We start from the raw sequence: 23,019 nt of genomic DNA, 5'->3' as shown, positions 1-23,019 counted from the left end.
GGGTGCATCCGACGGAGCACGCCAGGCGAGAGGGTGTGTTTTACGAGTAAAACACCTGTTAATCTTGCCTGCCATGAGCAGTGCGCCCCCCGCCCCCGTCTCCCCGCCCGCCGGGCGTCTCCCCCTGGCGGGCGTGCTGCGCGTCGGCCGTCCCTCGGACATCTGGTTCAAACCCGCGCTGAGCGTGGTCGCGGCGATCGCCCCGCCCAACCTCATCCTGCTGGCGCTCGGCCGGCTCGACCTGGCGATGTACACGATGGCCGGATCCCTGTGCGCGCTGTACGCCCACAACCGGCCCTACGCCGCCCGGGCCCGGGCTCTGGTGTGGGTGGTGCTCGGTATGCTCGGCGGGCTCGCCGCCGCCCTGGTCGCGGCCTCGCTCACCGGCAGTGCCGTCGTGCTGGTCACCGTCGGCGCTCTGCTGGCCGCCGCGCAGAAGGTGCTGTGCGACGCGACCCGTGTCGGAGCGCCCGGCAATGTCGTCCTCACGTTCGTCAGCTCCGCATCCCTGTTCGTGCCGCAGACCCTCGCTCAGGTTCCCGGCCATCTGGCGCCGGCCGCCGCGACGGGTGTCTGGGCCTGGCTGGTCTGCATGGCGCCCGCGCTGGTCCGCCCGCACGGCCCGGAGCGCCGCGCGACCGCCGCCGCGCTGAAGGCCGCCGCCGCGTACGCCGAGACGGGCGGCACCGGCGAGGGCCAGGCCCGGCCCCGCGCCGCGGGCTACGCCGCCGTACAGGCCGCCTGGCAGTCGCTGCTGTCCACCGGCGCCCGTTCCCGTACCCGGCGCGCGCTCGAACGGCTCGTCGTCCGTGCCGAGGTCGCCCTCGCCGCGCCGACGGAGGCGGACGCCGACCGTCTGAGGGCGTGGGCGGGCGCGCTGCGCGGCACCGGTCCCGTCCCGCAGGCCGGGCTGCCGCGGGCGGCGGCGGACGAACCGCTCGGTGGCGACGCGGCCCGCGGTCTCCGGGCACGGCTGGGCCCGCTGACCCCGCTCGCGGTACGCACCGCGCTCGGCTGCGCGCTCGCCGGCTACGCCTCCCTGGCCCTCGGCATCGGCCGCCCCTACTGGGCCCTGGTCACCGCCGCCTCGCTCTACCAGGCGAACGTCGCCCTGACCTGGAGCCGGGCCGTCCAGCGCGTCGTGGGCAACGTCGTCGGAGTGCTCGTCTTCGCGGCCGTCGTACCGCTCGCGCACCTGGGTCAGGCGGTCCTCGTGCTGTGCTGCCTCGCGTTCAGCTTCGGCGCCGAGCTGCTGATCAGCCGCAACTACTGGCTCGGCAGCGTCTGTGTGACCCCCATGGCGCTGCTCATCACCGAGTTCGCCGGGTACCAGAAGCCGGGCGAGCTGATGACGGAGCGGGTCGTGGACACCGTCGTCGGTGCCCTGGTCGGCTTCGCCGCCGCCGTGGCCGTCACCAACCGGCGTGCCGGCGACCGCGTCGAACGCGCCCTGACCGACGCCGACCGTGCCCGCGAGCGTGCCGCCCGCCTCCTGGCCGAGCCCGACCCCGATGCCGCCGCCCTGGAGACCGCCCGCCGCGGGCTCGCCCTCGCTCTGGTCGACCTGCGCGCCACCGCCGACGCCGCGGCCGGCGAATGGTGGCAGCGCGCCCTGCCCCAGGAGCGGGTCGTACTCACCGAACAGTCCGGACACCGTACGCTCGCCGCGACGGCACGACGCCAGGGGCTGCTCCCGGACCGGGGCACGGACACAGAGGCGGAGGAGGCACGGCCATGACGGCGACGGATGGACCATCGCCCAACGGGGGCGGGCCAGGGGGCGGCCAGGAGCCGGCGGCCGGGGCCGAACCGGGGCCGGGCCGGAAGCCGGAGGCCGGTGGGGAGCCGGTGGGGGACAGCCGGGTGGCTGATGAGACCCATCGGGCCCGGGCGGCTGGAGAGGGCTCAGGTGGCAGGGGTTCCACGACTGGAGGGGGGCCGGGCGGCGGGATCGCTCCGGCGGATGGAGGGGGCTCGGGCGGCGAGGTCCCTGCGGTGGAAGGTGATGTGGGCGGCGGGACTTCTGCGGCTGGAGGGGGCCTGCGTGGCGGGACTTCTGCGGCTGGAGGGGTCTTCGGCGGTGCCGCCCCTGTGGCTGAAGGTGATGTGGTCGGCGGGACTTCTGCGGCCGGAGGCGGCCCGGGCGGTGCCGCCCCTGCGGCGGCAGGAGGCTTCGGCGGCGAGGCCCATGAGTCTGGCCGGCGCCCGGCTGATGAGGCTTCGGCGGCTGATGGAGGCCCAGATGGTGCGGCCCCGGCGGCTGGACGGGATGCGGCCGGTGATGCCTCTGCCGTGGGTGAGGAAGCCGTCGGCCCCCGGCAGCGCGATACCGTCTCCGCCGTCGTCCGGCAGTGGCAGGCCGTTCACCCCGGGCTCGACACCGGGCCGATGGAGATCATCGGGCGCATCAACCGTTGCGCCGCCCTCCTCCAGCAGGCCGAGGACGCGCCCCTGCGCAGGGCGGGGCTCAGCCGTGCCGAGTTCGATCTGCTCGGCGCGCTGCGCCGTACCGGGCACGAGCTGACGCCCGGGGAGCTGGCCCGGGAGACCTTCTCCTCGGGCGCCGCCGTCACCAAGCGCCTCAAGCAGCTGACCGAACGCGGTCTGGTCGAACGCCGAGGCGACACCCGCGACCGTCGTGTCGCCCATCTCCGCCTCACCGACGCCGGACGCGAACTCGTCGACGGCGTCCTGCCCGCCCAGCTCGCCTACGAGACCGCCGCCCTGTCCGGCCTGGACGCCCCCGAGCAGGGCGAACTAGCCGCTCTGCTCGGCGAGTTGCTCGGCCAGCTGGAAGGCCGCCTGGGCGCGCTGCGGAGCTGAGGCGTCCACCAACGGCCCCGCCATGTCGTCAGAGCACGTCGTGCGCCGTGCGGCGGTGCGTGGAGCGGCGGTCGTCGATGGCGGTCCAGCGATCGCCGTAGATGTTCCGGGTGACGGCCGGTTCGCGCACGAAGTCGTGCGGGAAACCGAGCGGCACCGCGCTCACCTCGTCGAGGCGGGTGAGGGCGTCCGCGTCGAGGCGGACGTCGACGCTGCCCAGATTGTCGGCGAGCTGGCTCTCCTTGGTCGCCGCGATGATCGGGACCACGTTGCCCGGCCGGTCCAGCAGCCAGGCCAGCGCCACCTGGGCCGGACTCCAGCCGCCCTGCTCGGCGACCTCCAGGACGGCACTGATCACCGCCTCCTCACGCGGGTCGATGTCACCGCCCGTGGTGCCCAGCCGCCCCGCCTCGCCCCTGCGGTACTTGCCCGTGAGCTTCCCGGCCGCGAGCGGCGCCCACGCCAGCACGGCCAGGTCGAACGCCCGGGCCTGGGGCAGCAGTTCGCGCTCCGGGGTCCGCTCCAGCAGGCTGTAGCGCAGTTGCGAACCGGCGAACGCGGTCCAGCCACGCAGCTCCGCCAGAGTGTTGGCCTGCGCAATCTCCCAGGCTGGCCAGTCCGAGACACCGACGTACAGCACCTTGCCCGTGCGGACGAGGTCGTCCAACGCCCGCATGACCTCCTCGACCGGTGTGAAGTTGTCCCGGGCGTGCACCCACAGCACGTCCAGCCGGTCGGTGCGCAGCCGCTCCAGGCTCGCCTCCACCGACTGGACCAGGTTCTTGCGGTGGTTGCCCGCGGCGTTGACGTCGCCGTCGCGGATCCCGCAGGTGTACTTGCTGGCCAGCACGAACGTGTCGCGGCGGCCTTCGAGCAGTTCCCCGAGGATCCGTTCCGAGCTGCCGTCGGTGTAGTTGTTGGCGGTGTCGATGAAGTTGCCGCCCGCCTCCGCGTAGGCGTCGACGATCCGGGCGCTGGCCTCCTTGCCGGTGCCCCAGCCCCAGTCGTCGCCGATGGTCATCGCGCCGAGGCTCAGCTCGCTCACGCGCAGACCGGTCTTGCCGAACAGTGTGTAACGCACGGTCTCTTCCCTCCGGGCAGGTCGTACGCATGACGCTAGGAGCTGGAGCGCGCTCCAACGCAAATCACGGCCCCGGCGTCACACACCGTCGCCTCAGTCCTCGTCACCCGCCCGGTACACGCCGAACATCGCCCCCTGCGGGTCCCGAAGCACCGCGAGGCGCGGTCCGTCGGGCACGGAGGTGGGGACCATCAGAACGTCGCCGTGCTTCTGGACGACGGCGGTCGTGGCGTCCACGTCCGCCACGGCGAAGTACGGCAGCCAGTGCGCCGGGACCTCGGGCGGGAACTTGTCGTCCATCGTCACCATGCCGCCGAAGTCCGCCCCGTCGACACCCCACTGGGTGTACCGCTCGGAGGCGTCGACGGTCCAGTCGAACACCCGCGCGTAGAAGGCCACGGCCCGTTCGGGGTCCCGGGTGTACAGCTCCACCCAGCCCAGCGAACCGGGCGCGTTGAGCAGCCCGGCGCCCGGGAAGGTCTGCGCCTGCCACACCTGGAACACGGCACCGCCCGGATCGGCGGCCACCGCGAACCGGCCCAGGTCGAACACGTCCGTCGGGCCGAACAGCAGCGTCCCGCCCGCCTCGGTCACCGCACGGGCGGTGGCGTCCGCGTCGGTCACCGCGAACGACACGTTCCACGCGACCGGCTGCGACGGCTGGTACAGCGGGGCGAGCGCGGCGACGGCCGCGTCCCCGAGGTGCGCGATCGTGTAGCCGCCCGCCTCCTGACGCGGGTCCGTCTCGGGCCGCCAGCCGAACAGCCTCGTGTAGAACCGCTGGGCCGCCTCGAGGTCGGTGGTCCCCAGCTCGGTCCAGCAGGGCCCGCCGGTCACCGGTGCGTCGAGCTTCATGGCGTTCCTTCCGCAGCAAGTCCCCGGGCATGAGCCTCTCCAGCACGCTAAGCCGCAGCGCGTTCTCCCTGCCATCCGGGGAAACCCACTGGTGTGCCGCACCGGCCCCGGCATACCCTCGGTCCCGTACCGCACCGCGTGGCGTCCTCCAGCTCCTTCACCCCGCCCGGAGGTTTCCCATGCCCGCGCTCGAAAGGTGCTCCGCCGAGCCGACCGCGACCAGCTCACCGACCTGGTCAACATCCACGTGGCGGCCGTCGTCCCCGGCGTCTCCGGCTCGGTCGACACCGTCCTCAGCGACCTGGAACGGCAGCCCGGCGAGTTCATCACCGACCCATGGGTGGCCGAGCGGACGACGCTCGTCGCCGAGCGGCGCGAGTACGTCGTCGCCGCGGCCCACCTGCTGCGCTACCGCGCCGATGCCGAGGTCGGCGAGAGCTACCGGGACGCCGCCGAGATCGACTGGTTCGTGTGCCGCCCGGCGTCCTTCTGGCCGGACGCCGACCAGGCCGCGGACCTGCTGATGCGGGCGTGCCTGGCACAGTTCACCCGCTGGACGTACGCGTCCGGCAGCCGACGGCGCGCTGCCCGCCCCCCTCGTCTACGGCCTGCCCCACCACGCCCGCGCCGCCGGTCTGGCGGACATCGGCAACCTGCGCATCGACCCCGTGCAGTACGGCACGGGACTGGAGTACTGGCTGCTCGGCCAGGCCGCCGACTGGCTCCGCCTGTGCGGCGTCGACCGGCTCGTCGCCTACGAGCCCGCCACTGACACGACCATGCTCGGCCACCTGGCGGGTGCGGGCTTCCGTGAGCTGACCCGTACCGACCGGGGCTGGGAGCACCATCCCGGGTGACCTCAGATGCCCGGCCTGCAGCGCATCGGATGGTCCGCCGGGACCTCCACCAGTACGATCGGCGTCCCGTCCGGATCCGCGATCCACATCTCGACCAGCCCCCAGGGCTCCTTCACCGGCGGCCGCACGATCTCCACGCCCTTCGCCCGCAGTTCGTCCTGCGCGGCCCCCGCGTCGGCGACCTGAAGCCACAGCCGCGTGGCCGGCGCCGGTGAGGTCTCGGACCGGCCCGAGACCTCGAGGAAACCACCGCCGAGGAAGTAGACCGTCCCGCGGTCCGGCCCCGTGCCGAACTCCCGGTACACGGCGAGCCCGAGTTGTTCGCCGTAGAAGGCACGGGACCGCTCGGGGTCGGTGGGGCGGAGCAGGATCCGGCTGCTGAGTACATGCACCATGCACCGGAGCCTAGTGGGGGAGCTACTCTCATCCCTGCCCGCGTGCGCCACGGAACGGAGACACACACCCATGGACACCGCCGCCACCGGACTGACCTTCCGCGATGCCACGGACGCCGACGTGGACGAGCTGGTCGAGCTGATCGAGTCGGCGTACCGGGGCGACGCCAGCCGGGCCGGGTGGACCACCGAGGCGGACATTCTCCAGGGGCAGCGGACCGACCCGGAGGGTGTGCTGGCCGTCATCAAGTCGCCCGACGGCCGGCTGCTGACGGTGGAGCGGGAGGGCCGTATCGTCGCCTGCTGCCAGCTCGAGCACCGCGGCGACCACGCCTACTTCGGTATGTTCGCGGTCAGCCCAGGACTCCAGGGCGGGGGCCTCGGCAAGGTGATCCTCACGGAGGCGGAGCGGCTGGCCCGCGAGACGTGGGGTGTGACGCAGATGCACATGACCGTGATCTCCGTCCGCGACGACCTCATCGCCTGGTACGAGCGGCGTGGCTACCGCCGTACGGGACGGACGACCCCGTTCCCGTACGGCGACGAGCGTTTCGGCATCCCGCAGCGCGACGACCTGGAGTTCGAGCTGCTGGTCAAGGAGCTCGCCTAGTCACCAGGGCTTGTCTCCCCACAGGCCCTACGCCGTGAAACGGCCGGTGCGCTTGATGTCCGGTTGGTCGGTCGTCGCGCCGTCCAGGCCGAAGGCGCGGACGAGACGCAGATGGTCCTGAGTGTTCACCACCCAGCCGATGATCCTCAGGTCGGCCTTGCGCGCGTGCTCCACGATCTCCAGGGTGAGCCGGCGGATGTTCAGGCAGACGGTAGCGGCACCGACCTGGACGGCCCTCTCCACGATGTCGGTGCCGTACCGGCTGGCGATCAGCGCGGTGCGCACCCCCGGCACCAGGCGGGCGATCTCGGCGATGGCCTCGTCGTGGAACGAGGACACCTCCACCCGGCCGGCCAGCCCGCGCCGGTTCATCACCTCGGCCAGGGCCCGCGCCGCCTGCACGTCCTTGATCTCCGCCTGGAGCGGCGCCTGAACGGCCTCCAGGACCTCCTCGAAGACCGGCACCCGCTCGCCCCGGCCCGCGTCCAGCGCTCGCAGCTCGGCGAGGGTCTTCTCGGCGATCGGACCGGTGCCGTCGGTCGTGCGGTCCACGTCGGGGTCGTGCATGACGACGAGCGCGCCGTCCTTGCTCAGATGCAGATCGAGTTCGATGGCGTCGAGGCCGGCCTCCTGCGCGGCGACGAAGGACCGGAGGGTGTTCTCGGGTTCCACACCCATGACTCCGCGGTGACCGATGGTGAGGAAGTTCAAGACGCGACTCTCTTCCGTCGACAGGCGGCACTGGGGGCCTGACGGCCCACCTGACCGTATCGCCTGCACCCGCCCTGTGCAGAGGGTGAGGGCATGGTCGGCGTGCGTGCGGGCACAAGCATGGCCGACAGGAAAAAGTGCGGTGAAGTGCGGGGTGAGGCAGGATATTTTCCCGAGGCGGCCCTTGCTGGGAGGAACCTCGTATGTATACGGTCGGTGTACGCGAGATTCTCCCGTGGAAGGTGTGACATGACGGAAATTCTTGTGCAGGTGGGCTTGGAGGATCGGGTTCCTCCCGTGGTCAGGGTGGTGGAGCACCCGGCATGGCCCGTGCTCAAGGATGCCGTGGAGCGGATCCGGCCATGGCAGTCCAAGGACGGGTCGATCGACTTCGACGCCGAGGACGCGCCCGACCCGGCTGACGCCGAGCTCGCCGTCCGTCAGATCACGGACGCGGTCCTGGAGCTCTCCCCGCTGCTCCCGCACGACGGCGACTACCACGAGGCCCTGGTCAAGGACCTCGGCCGGTGGGCCGACGGCGGCTTCCAGGTGCCCGACTTCCTCGACTCGCTGCTGGCCTTCCAGCCCGCCGCGAACCGCGTGGACGGTCTCCAGCACCTGGTCGTCTTCCCGATGTACACGCAGAACGGCAACCCGGACCGCAACCTCGAAGCCGTCGTACTGCGCATGGTCTGGCCGGACTGGCTGGCCGAACTGGAGCGCACCCGCTACGACAACCCGCTGTTCTGCGGGATCAAGTTCGAGGACTTCACGGCGGGCTACGACACCAACTCCGCCGTGCTCTTCCCCGAGACCATCGCCGTGCGCGAGGCCCCCGAGCGGTTCAGCTGGGGCGGCATCTTCTGCGACCGTGAGGCCGCCCGCTTCCGGCGCGTCACCGACGCCGCCGTCGACGTCCTCGGCCTGGAGCTGCCCGAGGACGTCGCCGCGATGGTCCACGACCAGAAGCGCTGCGAGGAGGCGTTCGTCCTGTGGGACATGGTCCACGACCGCACCCACAGCCACGGCGACCTGCCGTTCGACCCGTTCATGATCAAGCAGCGCCAGCCGTTCTGGATGTACGGCCTGGAGGAGCTGCGCTGCGACCTCACCGCCTTCAAGGAGGCCGTGAAGCTGGCGGCCGACGGCGTCCCGCAGGCTCGTGACGTGCAGGTCGCGGTGCTCTTCGACCGCATGTTCCGCTTCCCGGTCACCGGCGAGCGCGTGCGCAACTACGACGGCCTCGGCGGCCAGCTCCTCTTCGCCTACCTGCACCAGCACGACGTCGTCCGCTGGACCGACAACAAGCTCTCCATCGACTGGGACCGCGCCCCGCGGGTCACCAATCAGCTGTGCGCCGAGATCGAGCAGCTGTACCGCGACGGCATCGACCGCCCCAAGCTCGTCCACTGGTTCGCCGGGTACGAGCTCGTCTCCACCTATCTCCCCCCGCACCCGGGCTCGAAGTGGGCCAAGGGCCCCGACGCGCTGGACGTGACGCAGCCGCCGCGCAAACTCGTCGATGACGTGCTTCCGGACGAGTTTCCGCTGAGCATGTTCTATGAGGCACTGTCCAAGAAGCTGAAGAGCGTGATCGCCTCCACCAAGGGCATCACGGCGGACGGCGCCGAGCGGATCGCCGCGTGAGCGACCGCGATACCAGGACCACTGCTCAGGAGGCGAAGATCATGGCGGGGAACGGGGCGCTCAGGGGTGCGGTGATCGCGGTGGCCGGAGCGGGCGGACCCGCGGGCCGGGCCGCGCTGCTCAAACTGGCCGAGGCGGGGGCCACCGTCATCGGCTCGGACAACGACCCGGAGCGGCTGGCGGAGGCGGTGGACGCGGCGAGCTACGCGACCGGCGGCGCCACCGTCACCGGTGACACGGTCGACCTGCTCGACCTGCGGGCCACCCGCGACTGGGCCACTCGTATCGAGAAGGACTTCGGCCGCGTCGACGGCCTGGTCCATCTCGTCGGCGGCTGGCGCGGCAGCGAGACCTTCACCCGGACCAGCCTCGACGACTGGGACTTCCTGGAGATGCTGCTCGTCCGCACCGTGCAGCACACCTCCCTCGCCTTCCACGAGGCGCTCCAGCGCAGCGACCGCGGCCGGTACGTGCTGATCAGCGCGGCGGGCGCCAGCAAGCCCACCGCGGGCAACGCCGCCTACGCCGCCGCCAAGGCCGCCGCCGAGGCGTGGACGCTGGCCATGGGCGACTACTTCCGCAAGGCCGGGGGCGCCGAGGGCCCGACATCGGCGGCTGCCATCCTGGTGGTAAAGGCACTGATGCACGACGCGATGCGCGCCGAGCGACCCAACGCGAAGTTCGCGGGCTTCACCGACGTCAAGGACCTGGCACAGGCCATCACCGAGGTCTGGGAAAAGCCCGCCGCCGAAGTGAACGGAAAACGTCTGTGGCTCACCGAGAAGCCGTGAACCCGCCGAAGACCGACGCCCGTCGCCATCACGACCCCGAGGTCCGCGGTTTCGCCAGCGACAACTACGCCGGCGCCCACCCGGAGGTGCTCGCCGCCCTGGCCCTGGCCAACGGCGGGCACCAGGTCGCCTACGGCGAGGACGCCTACACCGAGACCCTCCAGAACGTCATCCGCAGCCACTTCGGAGCCACGGCCGAGGCGTTCCCGGTCTTCAACGGCACCGGCGCCAACGTCGTCGCCCTCCAGGCGGTCACCGACCGGTGGGGCGCGGTGATCTGTGCCGAGAGCGCGCACATCAACGTCGACGAGTGTGGGGCGCCCGAGCGGGTCGGCGGCCTGAAACTGCTGACCGTGCCCACGCCCGACGGCAAGCTCACGCCCGAGCTGGTCGACCGGCAGGCGTACGGCTGGGAGGACGAGCACCGCGCGATGCCCCAGGTCGTCTCCATCGCCCAGGCCACCGAACTGGGCACGGTCTACACGCCGGACGAGATACGCGCCCTGTGCGAGCACGCCCACGCGCACGGCATGAAGGTGCACCTGGACGGCTCCCGGCTGGCCAACGCCGCCGCCACCCTGGACGTCCCGATGCGGACGCTCACCAACGCCGCCGGCGTCGACATCCTCTCCCTGGGCGGCACGAAGAACGGCGCCCTGTTCGGCGAGGCGGTCGTGGTCCTCAACCAGGACGCCGTCAGCCACATGAAGCACCTGCGCAAGCTGTCCATGCAGCTCGCCTCCAAGATGCGCTTCGTCTCGGTGCAGCTGGAGGCCCTGCTCGCCCGGGACCTGTGGCTGCGCAACGCCCGCCACTCCAACGAGATGGCCCAGCGCCTCGCCGAGGGCGTACGCGCCGTGCACGGCGTGGAGATCCTCCACCCGGTGCAGGCGAACGCGGTGTTCGCCCGCCTGCCGCACGACGTGAGCGAGCGCCTCCAGAAGCGGTTCCGCTTCTACTTCTGGGACGAGGCCGCGGGCGACGTCCGCTGGATGTGTGCCTTCGACACGACCGAGGACGACGTGGACGCGTTCGTCGCGGCACTGAAGGAGGAGATGGCCCGCTAGGGCCATCTCCGGGTGGGGTTCCGTCAGTTGACGACGATCCGCGCGCTGTTGTTGCGCAGGTTCGGGTCGAACTTGCTGATGCTCAGCTCGGGGTCGTCGTTGACGGTGGCGACCGTGGTGTGCGCGCCGCGCACCACACGGTCGATCCGCAAGGGGATCTCGAAGGTGTACGACGCCTTGTCGTGCAGGTGGATCGGCGTCCTGCAGTAGTGGGTCGTGGGGGACGCGCCGTCCGGCGAGGTCCAGCAGTCCTCCTCCGGCAGCCCCATCACCGTGGTTGCCTCCGGCACCTGGAACCGCACCGTCGCCACGGCGGCCCCCGCGCCCAGCGACGCCACCCAGGCCGGACCGCGGTTGTGCACCGTGACCCGGGCGGTCACGGTGTCACCGGCGGCCCCGCTCACCCTGCTGCCGGTGAGCCTCAGGTCGGCGGTGTTCCGGGCGTTGAGGATGACGGTCCGGTAGTTGTCCTGCGGATCGATGTCGGGGTCCGCCGTCGCGGCCCGGGCGGCGGCCAAGGGGCGCAGGTCCAGCTCGGCGCCCGTGCCCCGGGTCCACGTCCAGTCGCCCCGCATCTCCTCCAGCGCCTCGTCGGAGTACGGATGGACGGAGTGGTCGAACCGCTCGTACAGCGCCTTCCGGCCCACGCCGAGGCCGGTGCTCAGCGCGTACTGCTGCCCGGGTGCCACGGCCTCGTCCAGCACGCACAGGGCGGACGTACCTGTGTTGTGGTCCCGGTACTCGCAGTTGGCGTGCCGCTCCTCGAAGCGCAGCCCGTACGAGGCGTTGAGCCACAGCAGCGTGCGCTCCGCGGTGCGGTTGCCGCTGTTGGACAGCGTCGCCCGCACGCTCGTCTTGGAGCCCGGCCTGAGGTCGCGCTGGTCGTCGGCCTGACTGAGCCCGAGGTCCGGGCCGTTGCCCACGCCGACCCGGGTCTCGGCCGGATGGGACGTCGCCTCTCCGGCGACGGCCGCGTAGCGCACGTACCCCGAGGCGTCGACGTCCGCTCCCGGCAGCGCGCGCAGCCCGAACGTGGCGGCCGGCACGCTCTCCGTCCCGGCGGGCATCTCCGGGACGTGGCAGACCGCCCTGACCTCCGACTCGGGTGCGCAGTTCGCGGGCCATGACACCCGCGCGAAAGAGGCGATCTCGCTGACGTCGACGGTCAGCCGCCCCGCCGGCACCCCGCCGTCGGCGACGTCGCGGCTGACCTGCACGGCCAGGCTGCGCTCACGCGCGCCGCCGCCCGCGTCCGCTCCCGGCAGCACCGTCTCGTAGGGCGCGCTGATCCACAGCCGGTTCTCCTGGGCGTACGCGGGCCCGGCCCCGACTCCGGCCGCCGCCAGGGCGCAACTCACGAGCGCGGCGCCTAGCAGGCGGTGTGGGTCCTTCATGTCTTCCCCCTTGTCACGGATCTGCGGAGGCCGAGACCGGTGGCGCGAGGGAAGGGTTGTGGCCGGACGGGTGGTTGCGCCGATGGTCAGCCGTTCTTCCCATCGATGCATAAATATACGACAGCTTGAAAATAAATTGACCAGAGGGTGTTCTCGTCCCTATGCTCTGCCTGCATGCAGCTGATCCAGGAAATCCCGGACCTCTCCGCCTATTTGGCCCCTGACGAGGCGATAGACCATCACCATCCGCTCGTTCGCGAGACAGCGGCCAAGCTGGCCAGGGGTGTGGCGAATTCGTATGAGTATGCGCGGGCGGCGTTTGAATTCGTGCGCGACACCATCCCGCACTCCCAGGACTCCGGTGATCTCCGCGTCACCTGGCGTGCCTCCGATGTCCTGGAACAGCGCACCGGCATCTGTTACGCCAAGGCCCATGCCCTGGCCGCGCTGCTACGGGCCGAGGACATCCCGACCGCGTTGTGCTACCAGCAGCTCGGCGTGTTGCACGGTCTGGTCGCCGTGCGGTTCAACGGCGACTGGCACCGGCAGGACCCGCGGGGCAACAAGCCGGGTGTGGACGCGCGGTTCTCCCTCGACGGCGAGCGGCTCGCTTTCACGCCCGATCCGGCGCTCGGTGAGACGGACTGTCCGGTCCTGTATGCCGCGCCTCACCCCGTCGTACTCGACACCCTCAAAGCAGCCGACGGCCGGCCCCACTTGTGGGAGACACTCCCCACCGCACTCTGAGGCGAGACCCGCCCCCAGGGCCGACCATCACCAGCGGTGTCAGCGCGCGTCCGCCTCCCGCACCTGCTCCGGCGTCGGAGCCGTGCCGCCGAGGTGGGCCGGCATCCACCAGGTGTCGTCCGGGCCCTTCGGGCGTACGGGGTAGGCGCGCTGGGCGGCCTCGAGGAGTTCCTGGACGCGCTCGCGCAGCTGCCGGGTGATCGCGCCCGCGTACTTGTCGCGGGAGGCCTCGATCGCCTCGCCGACCCGGATCGTGATGGGGATGTGGCTGCGCTTGAAGTTGCGGGGGTGGCCCTTGGTCCACAGCCGCTGCGTGCCCCACACCGCCATCGGGATCAGCGGGACGCCGGCCTCCTGAGCCAGGCGCGCGGCGCCCGACTTGAAGCTCTTCAGCGTGAACGACTGCGAGATGGTCGCCTCCGGGAAGACCCCGATGATCTCGCCCGACCGCAGCGAGTCCAGGGCGTGCGCGTAGGCCGCCTCGCCCTGCTTGCGGTCCACGGGGATGTGCTTCATCCCGCGCATCAGCGGGCCCGAGATCTTGTGGCGGAAGACGGACTCCTTCGCCATGAAGCGCACGAGGCGTTTCTGCGGCAGGGCCGCCAGGCCGTTGAAGACGAAGTCCAGGTAGCTGATGTGGTTGCTCACCAGCACGGCGCCGCCCGAGCGCGGGATGTTCTCCGAACCCTGACAGTCGATCTTGAGGTCCCACGCCTTGAACAGCGTGCGGGCGAAACCGACGACGGGACGGTAGACGAGCTCTGCCATGGGCGGGTCGGACCCTTCCTGCTCTGCCTGGGAAGGGATTCCCAGTGGAAGTTACGCAGCCGTAGGTTTACGGCTTGTCGAGATCGTGCCCGAAGAACGGCCGGGTAGCCAGTCCCCGTGCCCGCCCGTGAAGAGATTCTCGTCACGTCGCCGCCGGATCCCACCTCGTCCTTTTACGTTCGTATTACTTCACGCCTACCGTCATCCGCCGGACGAGCAGGTACAACTCGCACCCCAGGCAGTACCCGAACACGGCGTTCAGGAAGGCGGCCGCGAGCGCGGCGCCGGTCGCCGCGAGCCCCAGCCAGCCGGGGCCCAGGGTGTGGCCGACGAGCCCGAGTGCGGCGAAAACCAGCCCCACCGCCTGGGCGAAACGCGGCGGTTCGGGCGCCTCGAACGCGGTCGGCGGCCCGAGCCGCGGACGTACGGCCTTCCGGAACAGCAGGCCGTACGGCGACCGGGTCACCCCGCCCGCCGCATCCAGCAGGAACGCCAGCGTCTGCCAGGCCAGCAGCCACGCGTTCCCCGTGATCAGAACGACCGCCAGGACGACGGTCGTCACGCCCGCGCCGAAACGCGGCCCTCGTGCATCGATGTCCATGGGGACCAAGCATTCCGCAGTGCGGGCCCGTGGAGAGGGCGGGAATCTTTGCGGTCTCGTGAACGCTTGCAGCAGGTGATGACCGGACTGGTGGTGTGCGTGCTGGTGCTCGCGGCGGCGAGCGCCTACGGAGTGCTGCAACGGCGGCGGAGCGGGAGAGTGCGGGTGCGCGGGCGGGACGACGGCAAGCGGCTGGACGCGGCCGAGCTGGGCGCGGAACTGGGGGAGCGGGCCACCCTCGTGCAGTTCTCCAGCGCGTTCTGCGCGCCCTGCCGGGCGACCCGGCGGATCCTCGGCGAGGTCGCCGGCATGGTCCCGGGCGTGACTCACGTCGAGATCGATGCCGAGGCCCACCTGGACCTCGTGCGACGGCTGGACATCCTCAAGACCCCGACCGTGCTGGTCCTCGACGCCGACGGCCGGGTGGTGCGGCGGGCCACCGGCCAGCCACGCAAGGCCGATGTGATAGCCGCGCTGGGGGAGGCGGTGGGAGGGACGCGACCCGGTCAGTGAGTCATCTCCCACATCCGGGAATGAACTTGACTGCGCCGACCATTTATCGTCAGCCTGACCCCATGCCTGCGGACCTTGTCGCCACCCCCGACCTCCTGCGATCGGTCTTCCGGCGGCACGCGGCGGGGGTCGCCGTGATCACCGCTCGTGGTGACGCCGGTCCGGTGGGCTTCACCGCCACCTCCCTCGCCTCCGTCTCCGCCGAGCCGCCCATGCTCTCCTTCGGGGTCGGCACCGGCTCGTCCAGCTGGTCCGCGATCGCGGCGGCCGATCATGTCGGCGTCCACATCCTCGGCGAGCACCAGCAGGAGCTCGCCGCCACCTTCGCCCGCAGCGGAGCCGACCGATTCGCGCCGCCCACCGCCTGGCGGGAAGGGCCCGACGGAGTCCCCGTGCTCGACGGCGTGCTGGCCTGGCTGGTGGGCCGGGTGGTCGCGCGCGTGCCCGCCGGAGACCACCGGATCGTGATCGCGGAGGTCGTGCGGGGCGACCCCACGGGCACCGGCCGACCGCTCCTCTACCACCAGGGACGTTTCAGCCGGCTGCGCGACTGATGCGCGTGTCCCCCGGGCTGCGGGACCGTCGAGTTCCGGTTACGCTGCGTTGCGAAGGTCACAGTTCAAAGCGCTTGCTTAGCGGGAACGAACTGGGTGTACTGGCGAGTAATATTTCGCGCGGAGCGTGGGTCGCCCCGACCGGGATCGGCCGCTTGAGGCGCCTATGCTGCCTGCAAGTAGGCAGCATGGAAATGACGATGCAGTAGGAGAGCCGGCGTGAGCTTGAGGATCGTTGTCACTGTGAAGTACGTGCCCGACGCCACTGGCGACCGGCACTTCGCCGATGACCTGACCGTCGACCGGGACGACGTGGACGGTCTGCTCTCCGAGCTCGACGAGTACGCGGTCGAGCAGGCGCTGCAGATCTCCGAGAACTCCGACGACGACGTGGAGATCACCGTCCTGACGGTGGGCCCCGAGGACGCCAAGGACGCCCTGCGCAAGGCGCTGTCCATGGGCGCGGACAAGGCGATCCACGTCGAGGACGACGACATCCACGGCACCGACGCCATCGGCACCTCCCTGGTCCTGGCCAAGGCCATCGAGAAGGCCGGCTACGACCTGGTGATCTCCGGTATGGCTTCCACCGACGGCACCATGGGCGTCGTCCCCGCGCTGCTCGCCGAGCGTCTGGGCGTGCCGCAGGTGACCCTGCTGTCCGAGGTGTCGGTCGAGGGCGGCACGGTCAAGGGCCGCCGCGACGGCGACGCCGCCTCCGAGCAGCTCGAGGCGTCCCTGCCGGCGGTCGTGTCGGTTACCGACCAGTCGGGCGAGGCGCGTTACCCGTCCTTCAAGGGCATCATGGCGGCCAAGAAGAAGCCGGTTCAGTCCTGGGACCTGTCCGACCTGGACATCGAGGCCGAGGATGTCGGCCTGGAGGGCGCCTACACCACGGTCGACAGTGCGGCCGAGCGCCCGGCCCGTACGGCGGGCACGATCGTCAAGGACGAGGGCGAGGGCGGCAAGCAGCTCGCTGAGTTCCTCGCGGGCCAGAAGTTCGTCTGAGCCCCGCATCCGCTGACCGCCCCTCATCTTTCGCAAGCAGGAGAGAAGAAGTCCCATGGCTGAAGTTCTCGTCTACGTCGACCACGTGGACGGTGCCGTCCGCAAGCCCACCCTGGAGCTGCTGACCCTGGCCCGCCGCATCGGCGAGCCGGTCGCCGTCGCGCTGGGCAACGGCGCCGCCGACACCGCCGCCACCCTCGCCGAGCACGGCGCGGTCAAGGTCCTCACGCACGAGGCCGCCGAGTACGCCGACTACCTGGTCGTACCGAAGGTGGACGCCCTCCAGGCCGCGGTCGAGGCCGTGTCCCCGGCCGCCGTGCTGGTGCCGTCCTCCGCCGAGGGCAAGGAGATCGCCGCCCGCCTGGCCCTGCGCATCGGTTCGGGCATCATCACCGACGCCGTCGACCTGGAGGCCGGCGACGAGGGCCCGGTGGCCACGCAGTCGGTGTTCGCCGCGTCCTTCACCACCAAGTCCCGTGTCTCCAAGGGCACCCCGGTCATCACGGTCAAGCCCAACAGCGCGGCCGTCGAGGCCGCCCCGGCCGCCGGTGCGGTCGAGGCCCTGTCCGTGACCTTCTCCGCGCAGGCCACCGGCACCAAGGTCACCGGTCGCACGCCGCGTGAGTCGACGGGCCGTCCGGAGCTGACCGAGGCCGCGATCGTGGTCTCCGGTGGCCGTGGCGTCAACGGCGCGGAGAACTTCGCGATCATCGAGGCCCTCGCCGACTCCCTCGGTGCGGCCGTCGGTGCCTCGCGTGCCGCGGTGGACGCCGGCTGGTACCCGCACACCAACCAGGTCGGCCAGACCGGCAAGAGCGTTTCCCCGCAGCTGTACATCGCCTCCGGCATCTCCGGCGCGATCCAGCACCGCGCCGGCATGCAGACCTCGAAGACGATCGTGGCGATCAACAAGGACGCCGAGGCCCCGATCTTCGACCTCGTCGACTACGGCGTCGTCGGCGACCTGTTCGACGTCGTCCCCCAGCTCACCGAGGAGATCAAGGCCCGTAAGGGCTGATCACCTTCCGGCCGCAGCAGGCCCCCGTGACCGCGCCGGTCACGGGGGCCTCGTCGTCACCCCGGCCGTCACCTCAGCCGGAGCGAGGCCTGCACCGGCAGATGGTCGCTCGGGAACTGCCCGTTCAGGGCGAACGTGTTGATCACCGCGCGGTGCACCGTGACGCCCGGCGTGGCCAGGATCCAGTCGATGCGGGCGCCGCCGGGCACCAGCGGCTTGTACCCGTGGAACGTCCCGTAGAGCTCGCCGCGCTCGGCCGCCGCGTCCCAGGTGTCGACGAGCCCGGCGCCCAGCATCGTGTCGTAGACCGAATTCCCGTGCGCCGCGACGTTGAAGTCGCCCGTCACGACCACGGGGAGGGAGCGGTCCAGCCCGGCTATCCGCTGCGCCGTGAGGGACGCGGCACGCTCGCGCGCGTACTGGCTCGCGTTGTCCAGGTGGGTGTTGAGCACGTAGAACTCCCGCCCGTCGTCGCGCAGATCGCGCAGGCGCACCCAGGTGACCATGCGGATCGAGGCGTTGCCCCAGGTGTTGGAGGCGATCACGCTCGGGGTGTCGGAGAGCCAGAAGTGGTCGTACTCGACCGGGGCGAGCCGGCGGGTGTCGTAGAAGATCGCCATGAACTCGTCGCGGCTGCCGCCGGCGCGTCCGGTGCCGATCCAGTCGTAGTGCGCTCCGAGGTCGGCCTCGATGTCCTGTAACTGCTGGTAGAGGCCCTCCTGGGTGCCGATGACATGCGGGCGCTCGCGGCGCAGCAGGGCGCGCGTGACCGGTCTGCGGGCGGCCCAGCTGTTGGGTTCGGCCGCACTGGCGAAGCGGAGGTTGAACGACATGACCTCCAGGTGGCCGTCCGAACGCCCCTCGGCCGAGGCGGACACGGGGGAGACTGCTGTACTGGAGAGCGGCAGGGCGACCGCGCCGGCCAGCGCGGTCTTCAGGCCCAGGCGGCGCGTGACTCGAAGGTGCGGCACAGGGGCTCCTTCTGTGGCGGCTTACGGGCGAGTCGTGGTGACGGAGGTGTGACGGTGTGCGTGCTTCCGCGGGAAACGGTGCCAGATGGACGTGAACATGCCGAGATGGCGGAGTGGATCGGTACGTAAGGCGGTGTTGACCAGCGGGAAGGTCGGCCGATAACTTCGCTCTACGGATTGTTGATTCCGTACAGCGGAAATAGGAGGGTCTCGGAATGGGTCAGGGCCAGCAGGAGAAGGTGGCGACGAGCCTCGCGGGCACCGTCAGCGAGGAGATCAGCGCCTCCCTCGCGCCGGTCGACGCCGAACTGGAGCGCCGCTACCCCGGAGACCCCGGCACCCGCCAGCCCGTCCACACCGTCTACGTCCCCGGCGACGTCTTCGCCGCCGACACCGTCCGCTCCTGGGGCGACCGGGCCCTGGCCGCCCTCGACGAACACGCCCCGGACGCCGCGTCCTTCGCCGCCGTCCTCGGCCTGGCCGACGAACTCGCCGAGCCCGTCCACGCGCGCGTGCACGCCAAGCTGGAGCGCGAGCCGATCGAGGACCTGCGCGTCGACTTCGAGGACGGCTACGGCAACCGCCCCGACGCCGAGGAGGACGAGGCCGCAGCCCGCGCCGCGCGGCTGATCGCCGAGGCGTACGAGGACGGCACCGCGGCCCCTTACATGGGCATCCGCATGAAGTGCATGGAGGCGCCAGTACGCGACCGGGGCATCCGCACCCTCGACATCTTCCTCACCGGCCTGATGGAGGCCGGCGGCCTGCCCCGCGGGCTGGTGCTCACCCTGCCGAAGGTGACGTACGCCGAGCAGGTCACGGCCATGGCACGGCTGCTGGACGCCTTCGAGAAGACGCACGGGCTGGAGCCCGGCCGGATCGGCTTCGAGATACAGATCGAGACCAGCCAGTCCATCCTCGCAGCCGACGGCACCGCCACCGTCGCCCGCATGATCCAGGCCGCCGAGGGCCGCGCCACCGGCCTGCACTACGGCACCTTCGACTACAGCGCCTGCCTCGGCGTCTCCGCCGCCCACCAGGCAAGCGACCACCCGGCCGCCGACCACGCCAAGGCGGTCATGCAGGTCGCCGCGGCCGGCACCGGCGTCCGCGTCTCGGACGGCTCCACCAACGTCCTGCCCATCGGCCCGACCGAGAAGGTGCACGCCGCCTGGCGCCTGCACTACGGCCTGACCCGCCGCGCCCTGGCCCGTGCCTACTACCAGGGCTGGGACATGCACCCCGGCCACATCCCCACCCGGTACGCGGCCGTCTTCGCCTTCTACCGAGAGGGCTTCGAGCAGGCCGCCGCCCGCCTCGCCCGCTACGCCAACCGCACCGGCGGCGACGTCATGGACGAACCCGCCACCGCCAAGGCCCTCAGCGGCTACCTGCTGCGCGGCCTGGACTGCGGCGCCCTGGACATCGGAGAGGTCGCCCGGCTGACCGGCCTGACCCGCGCCGACCTGGAGAGCTTCGCGGTGCCCCGGCGGGGGGACCTGACGGCGTCCGCCTGAGGGGCTGCCGGCCCACGCGTACCGGCACTGTCACAACCGTCACCACCGGCTGTCGCCGTCACCGCCGCCCCGTAGGCTGCACGCCACGTACGGACGTGTCGGTGAATGCCGGTGGGGTCGGAGGAACGGGGCAGCGGTGTCAACGGGGGAGCACGGGCAGGCGGACGGGACCGGTCGGCTGCTGGCAGGCCGTTATCGCGTCACGGGCCGGCTGGGGCGCGGCGGCATGGGCGTCGTCTGGAAGGCCGTCGACGAGGTCCTCGGCCGTGAGGTGGCCGTCAAGGAACTGCGCGCCTACACCGACGCGGCCGGTCCCGAACTGGCCGATCTGCGACTGCGGATGCAGCGTGAGGCGCGTGCGGCGGCCCGGGTGCGCCACACCGGCGTCATCGTCGTGCACGACATCGCCGAGGTCGACGGGCGCCCGCTCATCGTCATGGAGCTGGTCGACGGGCCGTCCCTGGACGACGTACTGCGCGACCGCGGCCCGCTGGACGCGCGCGAGGCGGCCCGGATCGGCGCGAAGGTCATGGACGCGCTGGCCGCCGCCCACCGCGTAGGCGTCCTGCACCGTGACGTGAAGCCCGGCAACATTCTGCTCGACCGCTCGGGCCGGGTCGTCCTCACCGACTTCGGCATCGCCACCATGGACGACCCGGGCGACGGTTCGGCCACCCACCTCACCCGCAGCGGCGAACTCGTCGGCTCCCTCGACTACCTTGCCCCCGAGCGGGCCCAGGGCGCCGCCCCGGGCCCCGCCTCCGACATCTGGGCCCTGGGCGCCACGCTGTACGCGGCCGTCGAGGGCGCCTCGCCCTTCCGCCGTACGTCCACGTTCTCGACGCTCACCGCGATCGTCACCGACCCGCTGCCCGAGCCCCGTCGCGCCGGCCCTCTCGCCCCCGTCCTCCAGCAGTTGCTGGACAAGCGCCCCGAGGGCCGCCCGGAGGCCGACCAGGCCCGCGAGATGCTCCAGAGGGCGGCGGACAGGGGCGGCACGGACACGCCGACGTCCGCACTGCGGGGCCGTCCTGAGGCCTCGCCCCCGGGCCCGGAGACGGAGCGCAGCGTGCCGTCGGTACCGCCGGGATTCGGGCCACCACAACACGTGCAGCCCGGCGCCGCCGGGCCCCACGAGGACCCGGGCACACCGGTCTCCGGCACGGCTGCCGCCTCCGGAACCACCGGCAGTTCAGGAGCGACCGCCTCGGGTGCACCAGAACAGCCCGAACCGGGCCCGGGCCATCCAGCCCAAGCAGGGCCCAATCCGCATGGCTCGGGGCTCGGTTCGCAGGGCTCAGCGCCTGGTCCGCATGGCTCGGCACATGGTCCGCGCGGCGCAGTCCCCGGCTCGGATGGCTCAGGGGCCGCTCAGCATGGCTCAGAGCCAGGCCTGCACGGCGCAGGGCCGGGCCCGTATGGCGCGGGACACGATCCGCAGGGTTCAGGGGCCGTCTCGCACGGTTCGGGCGCTGGTCCGCACGCCGCAGTCCCCGGCCCACACGCCTCAGTCCCCGGCCCGCTCGGCCCGGGCCCCCAGGGCTTCGGGCCGCCCGGCCCGGGCAGCACCGGCCCCGGCGCCTGTGCTCCCACAGGTCCGATGAACTCCCGCGCCACGCCTCGCCGTAAGGCCCGCGTCCTCCTCGCCGCCGCGGCCGTCACCGTCGTCCTCGCGGCGGCCGGTGCCACGGTCGCCGTGTTGGCCGACTCCGGTGGCACGGACACGGGCGCGCGGACCGACGCCGCCGGTGTGGATGCCGCCGCCTCCGCGTCCGAGTCCGGTCGTACCGACGACGGTTCGAACGCGCCCAGGCCCGAGGGACAGGGCGACGAGAAGGGCAAGGCCCCCTCCGAGAAGACCGGGGACGAGGAGAAGCCGGAGCCCGCCGGCCGGGCGACCACGTCAGCCCCCGCCAAGTCCTCCGGCGGCACGACGGGAGGGACGTCCGGCGCCACCTCCGGAGGCAGCGGCACCGGCGGCGGTTCCGGCGACGGAGGTACGACAGGCGGCGGCGGAGCCACCACCGAGGCCCCCGTCTGCCACGTCATAGGCGGCGGCAAGTACAACTGCACGGTCTGGAAGACCGCAGACTCCTACACCGCCTCCGGCACCGAGGTCGGCATCCTCAACGCCGGCACCAACTACTTCTACTGCCAGCAGAACCTCGGCCGGCGGGAGACCGACGGCCAGTGGACCAACGTCTGGTGGGCCAGGACCGACGACGACAGCGGCAACACGAACGTCTGGGTCAGCGACGTCTACATCAAGGGCGGCGACAACGACGCGCCCGTCCCCGGGCTCCCGGTCTGCTGAGCGCGCAGTGATACCGCCACGTACTGCTCCAGCCCCGAGGCCGTCACCAGCTTCTCCTCGACGAACAGCCGCGTGCCCCGCTCGCACAGCCGACGGTCGGAGCGGGCCCGTGCGGAGAACTCCTCGGGCACGACGCCGAACAGTTCCCGCAAGCGCGGCAGGACGACGAGCAGCTCGGTGAGCAGCACCCGCTGGCCCGGGTGGGTGCGCGGCACGCCGGTGCCGTCGTGCAGGACGCCGTGCCGGTTGACGTACGCGTAGGCGCCGGGCAGGCGGGTGCCGTCCGCGAGCTCGATGCGCACGTCGGGCGAGGGCAGCCAGGCACGGTCGTAGTTGCCGGTCGGCAGCGGCACACCCTCGCTCGCGTCGATCACGGCGAGCTGCTCGGCGTCGAGCCAGATGACGAACAACTCCCGTACGGTGTCCGGGGCGCTGACCGGCGAAGCCGACACGTAACCCATGCGACTCACATGCGCCGACACGCCTGCGTCGACACCCGTCACCCGGGTCTTCACCATCGGGATCGGCGACATGATCCCGAACTCCTCCATCTTGTGCCGCAGTTGCCCTGGGCAGGCGTTCGAGCCGATGGCGAGAACCGGCGTGCGGTCCTCGTGCACGAGCCGGTCCAGGGGCAGGAAACAGTCCCCGTCCAGGAGCCCGGAGTCGGCGGGCCACGCGCCCGGGTAGAGCAGGGGGTGCTCGCGCGGCGCCTCGGCCAGGTCGAGTGCTCGCAGGGTGCGATCGGTGAGGTGCTCCGTAGGTTCCATGGCCCGT

The 23,019-nt window shown here is 71.6% G+C and carries 23 protein-coding genes and 1 pseudogene; 14 read left to right on the top strand and 10 right to left on the bottom strand.

Going from position 1 to position 23,019, the window contains the following annotated elements; genetic code table 11:
* The first annotated feature begins 73 nt into the window (after positions 1-73).
* Entirely contained in the window at positions 74-1,738 is a 1,665-nt protein-coding gene (locus tag V8690_RS04225) for an FUSC family protein (protein ID WP_338775957.1), read from the top strand.
* Between the two features lie 167 nt (positions 1,739-1,905).
* Here the strand turns inward: V8690_RS04225 and V8690_RS04220 are convergent, their stop codons facing one another.
* Positions 1,906-2,367: a hypothetical protein gene (locus V8690_RS04220; protein ID WP_338785663.1), complete on the bottom strand. Its 462-nt coding sequence runs from the start codon at positions 2,365-2,367 to the stop codon at positions 1,906-1,908.
* Here V8690_RS04220 and V8690_RS04215 point away from each other — a divergent pair.
* A complete protein-coding gene (locus V8690_RS04215) occupies positions 2,293-2,823 on the top strand; it encodes a MarR family transcriptional regulator (protein WP_338775955.1) in 531 nt (176 codons plus the stop codon). The two genes, V8690_RS04220 and V8690_RS04215, sit on opposite strands and share 75 nt — an antisense overlap.
* 28 nt (positions 2,824-2,851) lie before the next feature.
* Here the strand turns inward: V8690_RS04215 and V8690_RS04210 are convergent, their stop codons facing one another.
* Positions 2,852-3,904, bottom strand: a complete 1,053-nt coding sequence (locus tag V8690_RS04210; protein WP_338775954.1) for an aldo/keto reductase — start codon at positions 3,902-3,904, stop codon at positions 2,852-2,854.
* Positions 3,905-3,997: 93 nt separating this feature from the next.
* The gene (locus tag V8690_RS04205; RefSeq protein ID WP_338775953.1) at positions 3,998-4,759 is read right to left on the bottom strand and encodes a VOC family protein; all 762 of its coding nucleotides are present in this window, start codon (positions 4,757-4,759) and stop codon (positions 3,998-4,000) included.
* A 196-nt stretch (positions 4,760-4,955) separates the two neighbouring features.
* Here V8690_RS04205 and V8690_RS04200 point away from each other — a divergent pair.
* Positions 4,956-5,616, top strand: a pseudogene (locus V8690_RS04200) (hypothetical protein).
* A gap of 2 nt (positions 5,617-5,618) precedes the next feature.
* On the opposite strand, the gene V8690_RS04195 reads toward V8690_RS04200, so the two are convergent.
* Entirely contained in the window at positions 5,619-6,011 is a 393-nt protein-coding gene (locus tag V8690_RS04195; RefSeq protein WP_338775952.1) for a VOC family protein, read from the bottom strand.
* Positions 6,012-6,081: 70 nt separating this feature from the next.
* Here V8690_RS04195 and V8690_RS04190 point away from each other — a divergent pair, with 70 nt between their 5' ends.
* The gene (locus tag V8690_RS04190; protein WP_338775951.1) at positions 6,082-6,621 is read left to right on the top strand and encodes a GNAT family N-acetyltransferase; all 540 of its coding nucleotides are present in this window, start codon (positions 6,082-6,084) and stop codon (positions 6,619-6,621) included.
* 27 nt (positions 6,622-6,648) lie between these two features.
* On the opposite strand, the gene V8690_RS04185 is transcribed toward V8690_RS04190, so the two are convergent.
* Positions 6,649-7,332 carry a glycerophosphodiester phosphodiesterase family protein gene (locus V8690_RS04185; RefSeq protein WP_338775950.1) on the bottom strand — a complete coding sequence of 228 codons (684 nt, stop codon included), beginning with the start codon at positions 7,330-7,332 and terminating at the stop codon, positions 6,649-6,651.
* 249 nt (positions 7,333-7,581) lie between these two features.
* On the opposite strand from V8690_RS04185, the gene V8690_RS04180 reads away from it, so the two are divergent.
* From V8690_RS04180 to V8690_RS04170, 3 genes are read left to right on the top strand one after another with little or no spacing between them, the layout of a single operon-like run.
* Positions 7,582-8,979: a DUF6421 family protein gene (locus V8690_RS04180; protein WP_338775949.1), complete on the top strand. Its 1,398-nt coding sequence runs from the start codon at positions 7,582-7,584 to the stop codon at positions 8,977-8,979.
* A 41-nt stretch (positions 8,980-9,020) separates the two neighbouring features.
* Entirely contained in the window at positions 9,021-9,770 is a 750-nt protein-coding gene (locus V8690_RS04175; RefSeq protein ID WP_338785245.1) for an SDR family oxidoreductase, read from the top strand.
* Entirely contained in the window at positions 9,767-10,837 is a 1,071-nt protein-coding gene (locus V8690_RS04170; RefSeq protein ID WP_338785244.1) for a low specificity L-threonine aldolase, read from the top strand. Before V8690_RS04175 ends, V8690_RS04170 begins: the two co-directional genes overlap by 4 nt.
* A 23-nt stretch (positions 10,838-10,860) precedes the next feature.
* Here the strand turns inward: V8690_RS04170 and V8690_RS04165 are convergent, their stop codons facing one another.
* On the bottom strand, positions 10,861-12,231 hold the full coding sequence (locus V8690_RS04165; RefSeq protein WP_338775948.1) for a hypothetical protein: 1,371 nt from the start codon (positions 12,229-12,231) through the stop codon (positions 10,861-10,863).
* A gap of 174 nt (positions 12,232-12,405) precedes the next feature.
* Here V8690_RS04165 and V8690_RS04160 point away from each other — a divergent pair, with 174 nt between their 5' ends.
* The gene (locus tag V8690_RS04160; protein ID WP_338775947.1) at positions 12,406-12,978 is read left to right on the top strand and encodes a transglutaminase family protein; all 573 of its coding nucleotides are present in this window, start codon (positions 12,406-12,408) and stop codon (positions 12,976-12,978) included.
* Positions 12,979-13,017: 39 nt separating this feature from the next.
* Here V8690_RS04160 and V8690_RS04155 read toward each other — a convergent pair whose 3' ends face one another.
* Positions 13,018-13,746 carry a lysophospholipid acyltransferase family protein gene (locus V8690_RS04155; RefSeq protein WP_338775946.1) on the bottom strand — a complete coding sequence of 243 codons (729 nt, stop codon included), beginning with the start codon at positions 13,744-13,746 and terminating at the stop codon, positions 13,018-13,020.
* A gap of 184 nt (positions 13,747-13,930) precedes the next feature.
* A complete protein-coding gene (locus V8690_RS04150; RefSeq protein WP_338775945.1) occupies positions 13,931-14,347 on the bottom strand; it encodes a DUF4395 domain-containing protein in 417 nt (138 codons plus the stop codon).
* 78 nt (positions 14,348-14,425) lie between these two features.
* On the opposite strand from V8690_RS04150, the gene V8690_RS04145 reads away from it, so the two are divergent.
* The 4 genes from V8690_RS04145 to V8690_RS04130 all read left to right on the top strand — a co-directional run bounded on the left by V8690_RS04145 (position 14,426) and on the right by V8690_RS04130 (position 17,440).
* Positions 14,426-14,860 carry a thioredoxin family protein gene (locus V8690_RS04145; protein WP_338785242.1) on the top strand — a complete coding sequence of 145 codons (435 nt, stop codon included), beginning with the start codon at positions 14,426-14,428 and terminating at the stop codon, positions 14,858-14,860.
* Between the two features lie 62 nt (positions 14,861-14,922).
* A complete protein-coding gene (locus tag V8690_RS04140) occupies positions 14,923-15,414 on the top strand; it encodes a flavin reductase family protein (RefSeq protein ID WP_338775944.1) in 492 nt (163 codons plus the stop codon).
* A 219-nt stretch (positions 15,415-15,633) separates the two neighbouring features.
* Positions 15,634-16,422, top strand: coding sequence for an electron transfer flavoprotein subunit beta/FixA family protein (locus V8690_RS04135; RefSeq protein WP_338775943.1), 789 nt, complete (start codon positions 15,634-15,636; stop codon positions 16,420-16,422).
* A 55-nt stretch (positions 16,423-16,477) separates the two neighbouring features.
* Entirely contained in the window at positions 16,478-17,440 is a 963-nt protein-coding gene (locus V8690_RS04130; RefSeq protein ID WP_338775942.1) for an electron transfer flavoprotein subunit alpha/FixB family protein, read from the top strand.
* Between the two features lie 68 nt (positions 17,441-17,508).
* Here the strand turns inward: V8690_RS04130 and V8690_RS04125 are convergent, their stop codons facing one another.
* Positions 17,509-18,411 carry an endonuclease/exonuclease/phosphatase family protein gene (locus V8690_RS04125; protein WP_338775941.1) on the bottom strand — a complete coding sequence of 301 codons (903 nt, stop codon included), beginning with the start codon at positions 18,409-18,411 and terminating at the stop codon, positions 17,509-17,511.
* A 215-nt stretch (positions 18,412-18,626) separates the two neighbouring features.
* Here V8690_RS04125 and V8690_RS04120 point away from each other — a divergent pair, with 215 nt between their 5' ends.
* Together V8690_RS04120 and V8690_RS04115 are read left to right on the top strand one after the other, a co-directional pair.
* A complete protein-coding gene (locus tag V8690_RS04120; protein WP_338775940.1) occupies positions 18,627-19,928 on the top strand; it encodes an aldolase/citrate lyase family protein in 1,302 nt (433 codons plus the stop codon).
* A 136-nt stretch (positions 19,929-20,064) separates the two neighbouring features.
* Positions 20,065-22,242 (top strand): protein kinase, encoded by a 2,178-nt coding sequence (locus tag V8690_RS04115; RefSeq protein WP_338775939.1) that lies wholly within the window; start codon positions 20,065-20,067, stop codon positions 22,240-22,242.
* On the opposite strand, the gene V8690_RS04110 is transcribed toward V8690_RS04115, so the two are convergent.
* The gene (locus V8690_RS04110) at positions 22,188-23,012 is read right to left on the bottom strand and encodes a hypothetical protein (RefSeq protein ID WP_338775938.1); all 825 of its coding nucleotides are present in this window, start codon (positions 23,010-23,012) and stop codon (positions 22,188-22,190) included. The two genes, V8690_RS04115 and V8690_RS04110, sit on opposite strands and share 55 nt — an antisense overlap.
* Positions 23,013-23,019 lie beyond the last annotated feature (7 nt).

It is taken from the genome of Streptomyces sp. DG1A-41, from assembly GCF_037055355.1.
Lineage (GTDB): Bacteria > Actinomycetota > Actinomycetes > Streptomycetales > Streptomycetaceae > Streptomyces.
The sequence above is the reverse complement of the archived record's forward strand: the minus strand, read 5'-3'. Positions and strand labels throughout refer to the sequence as shown.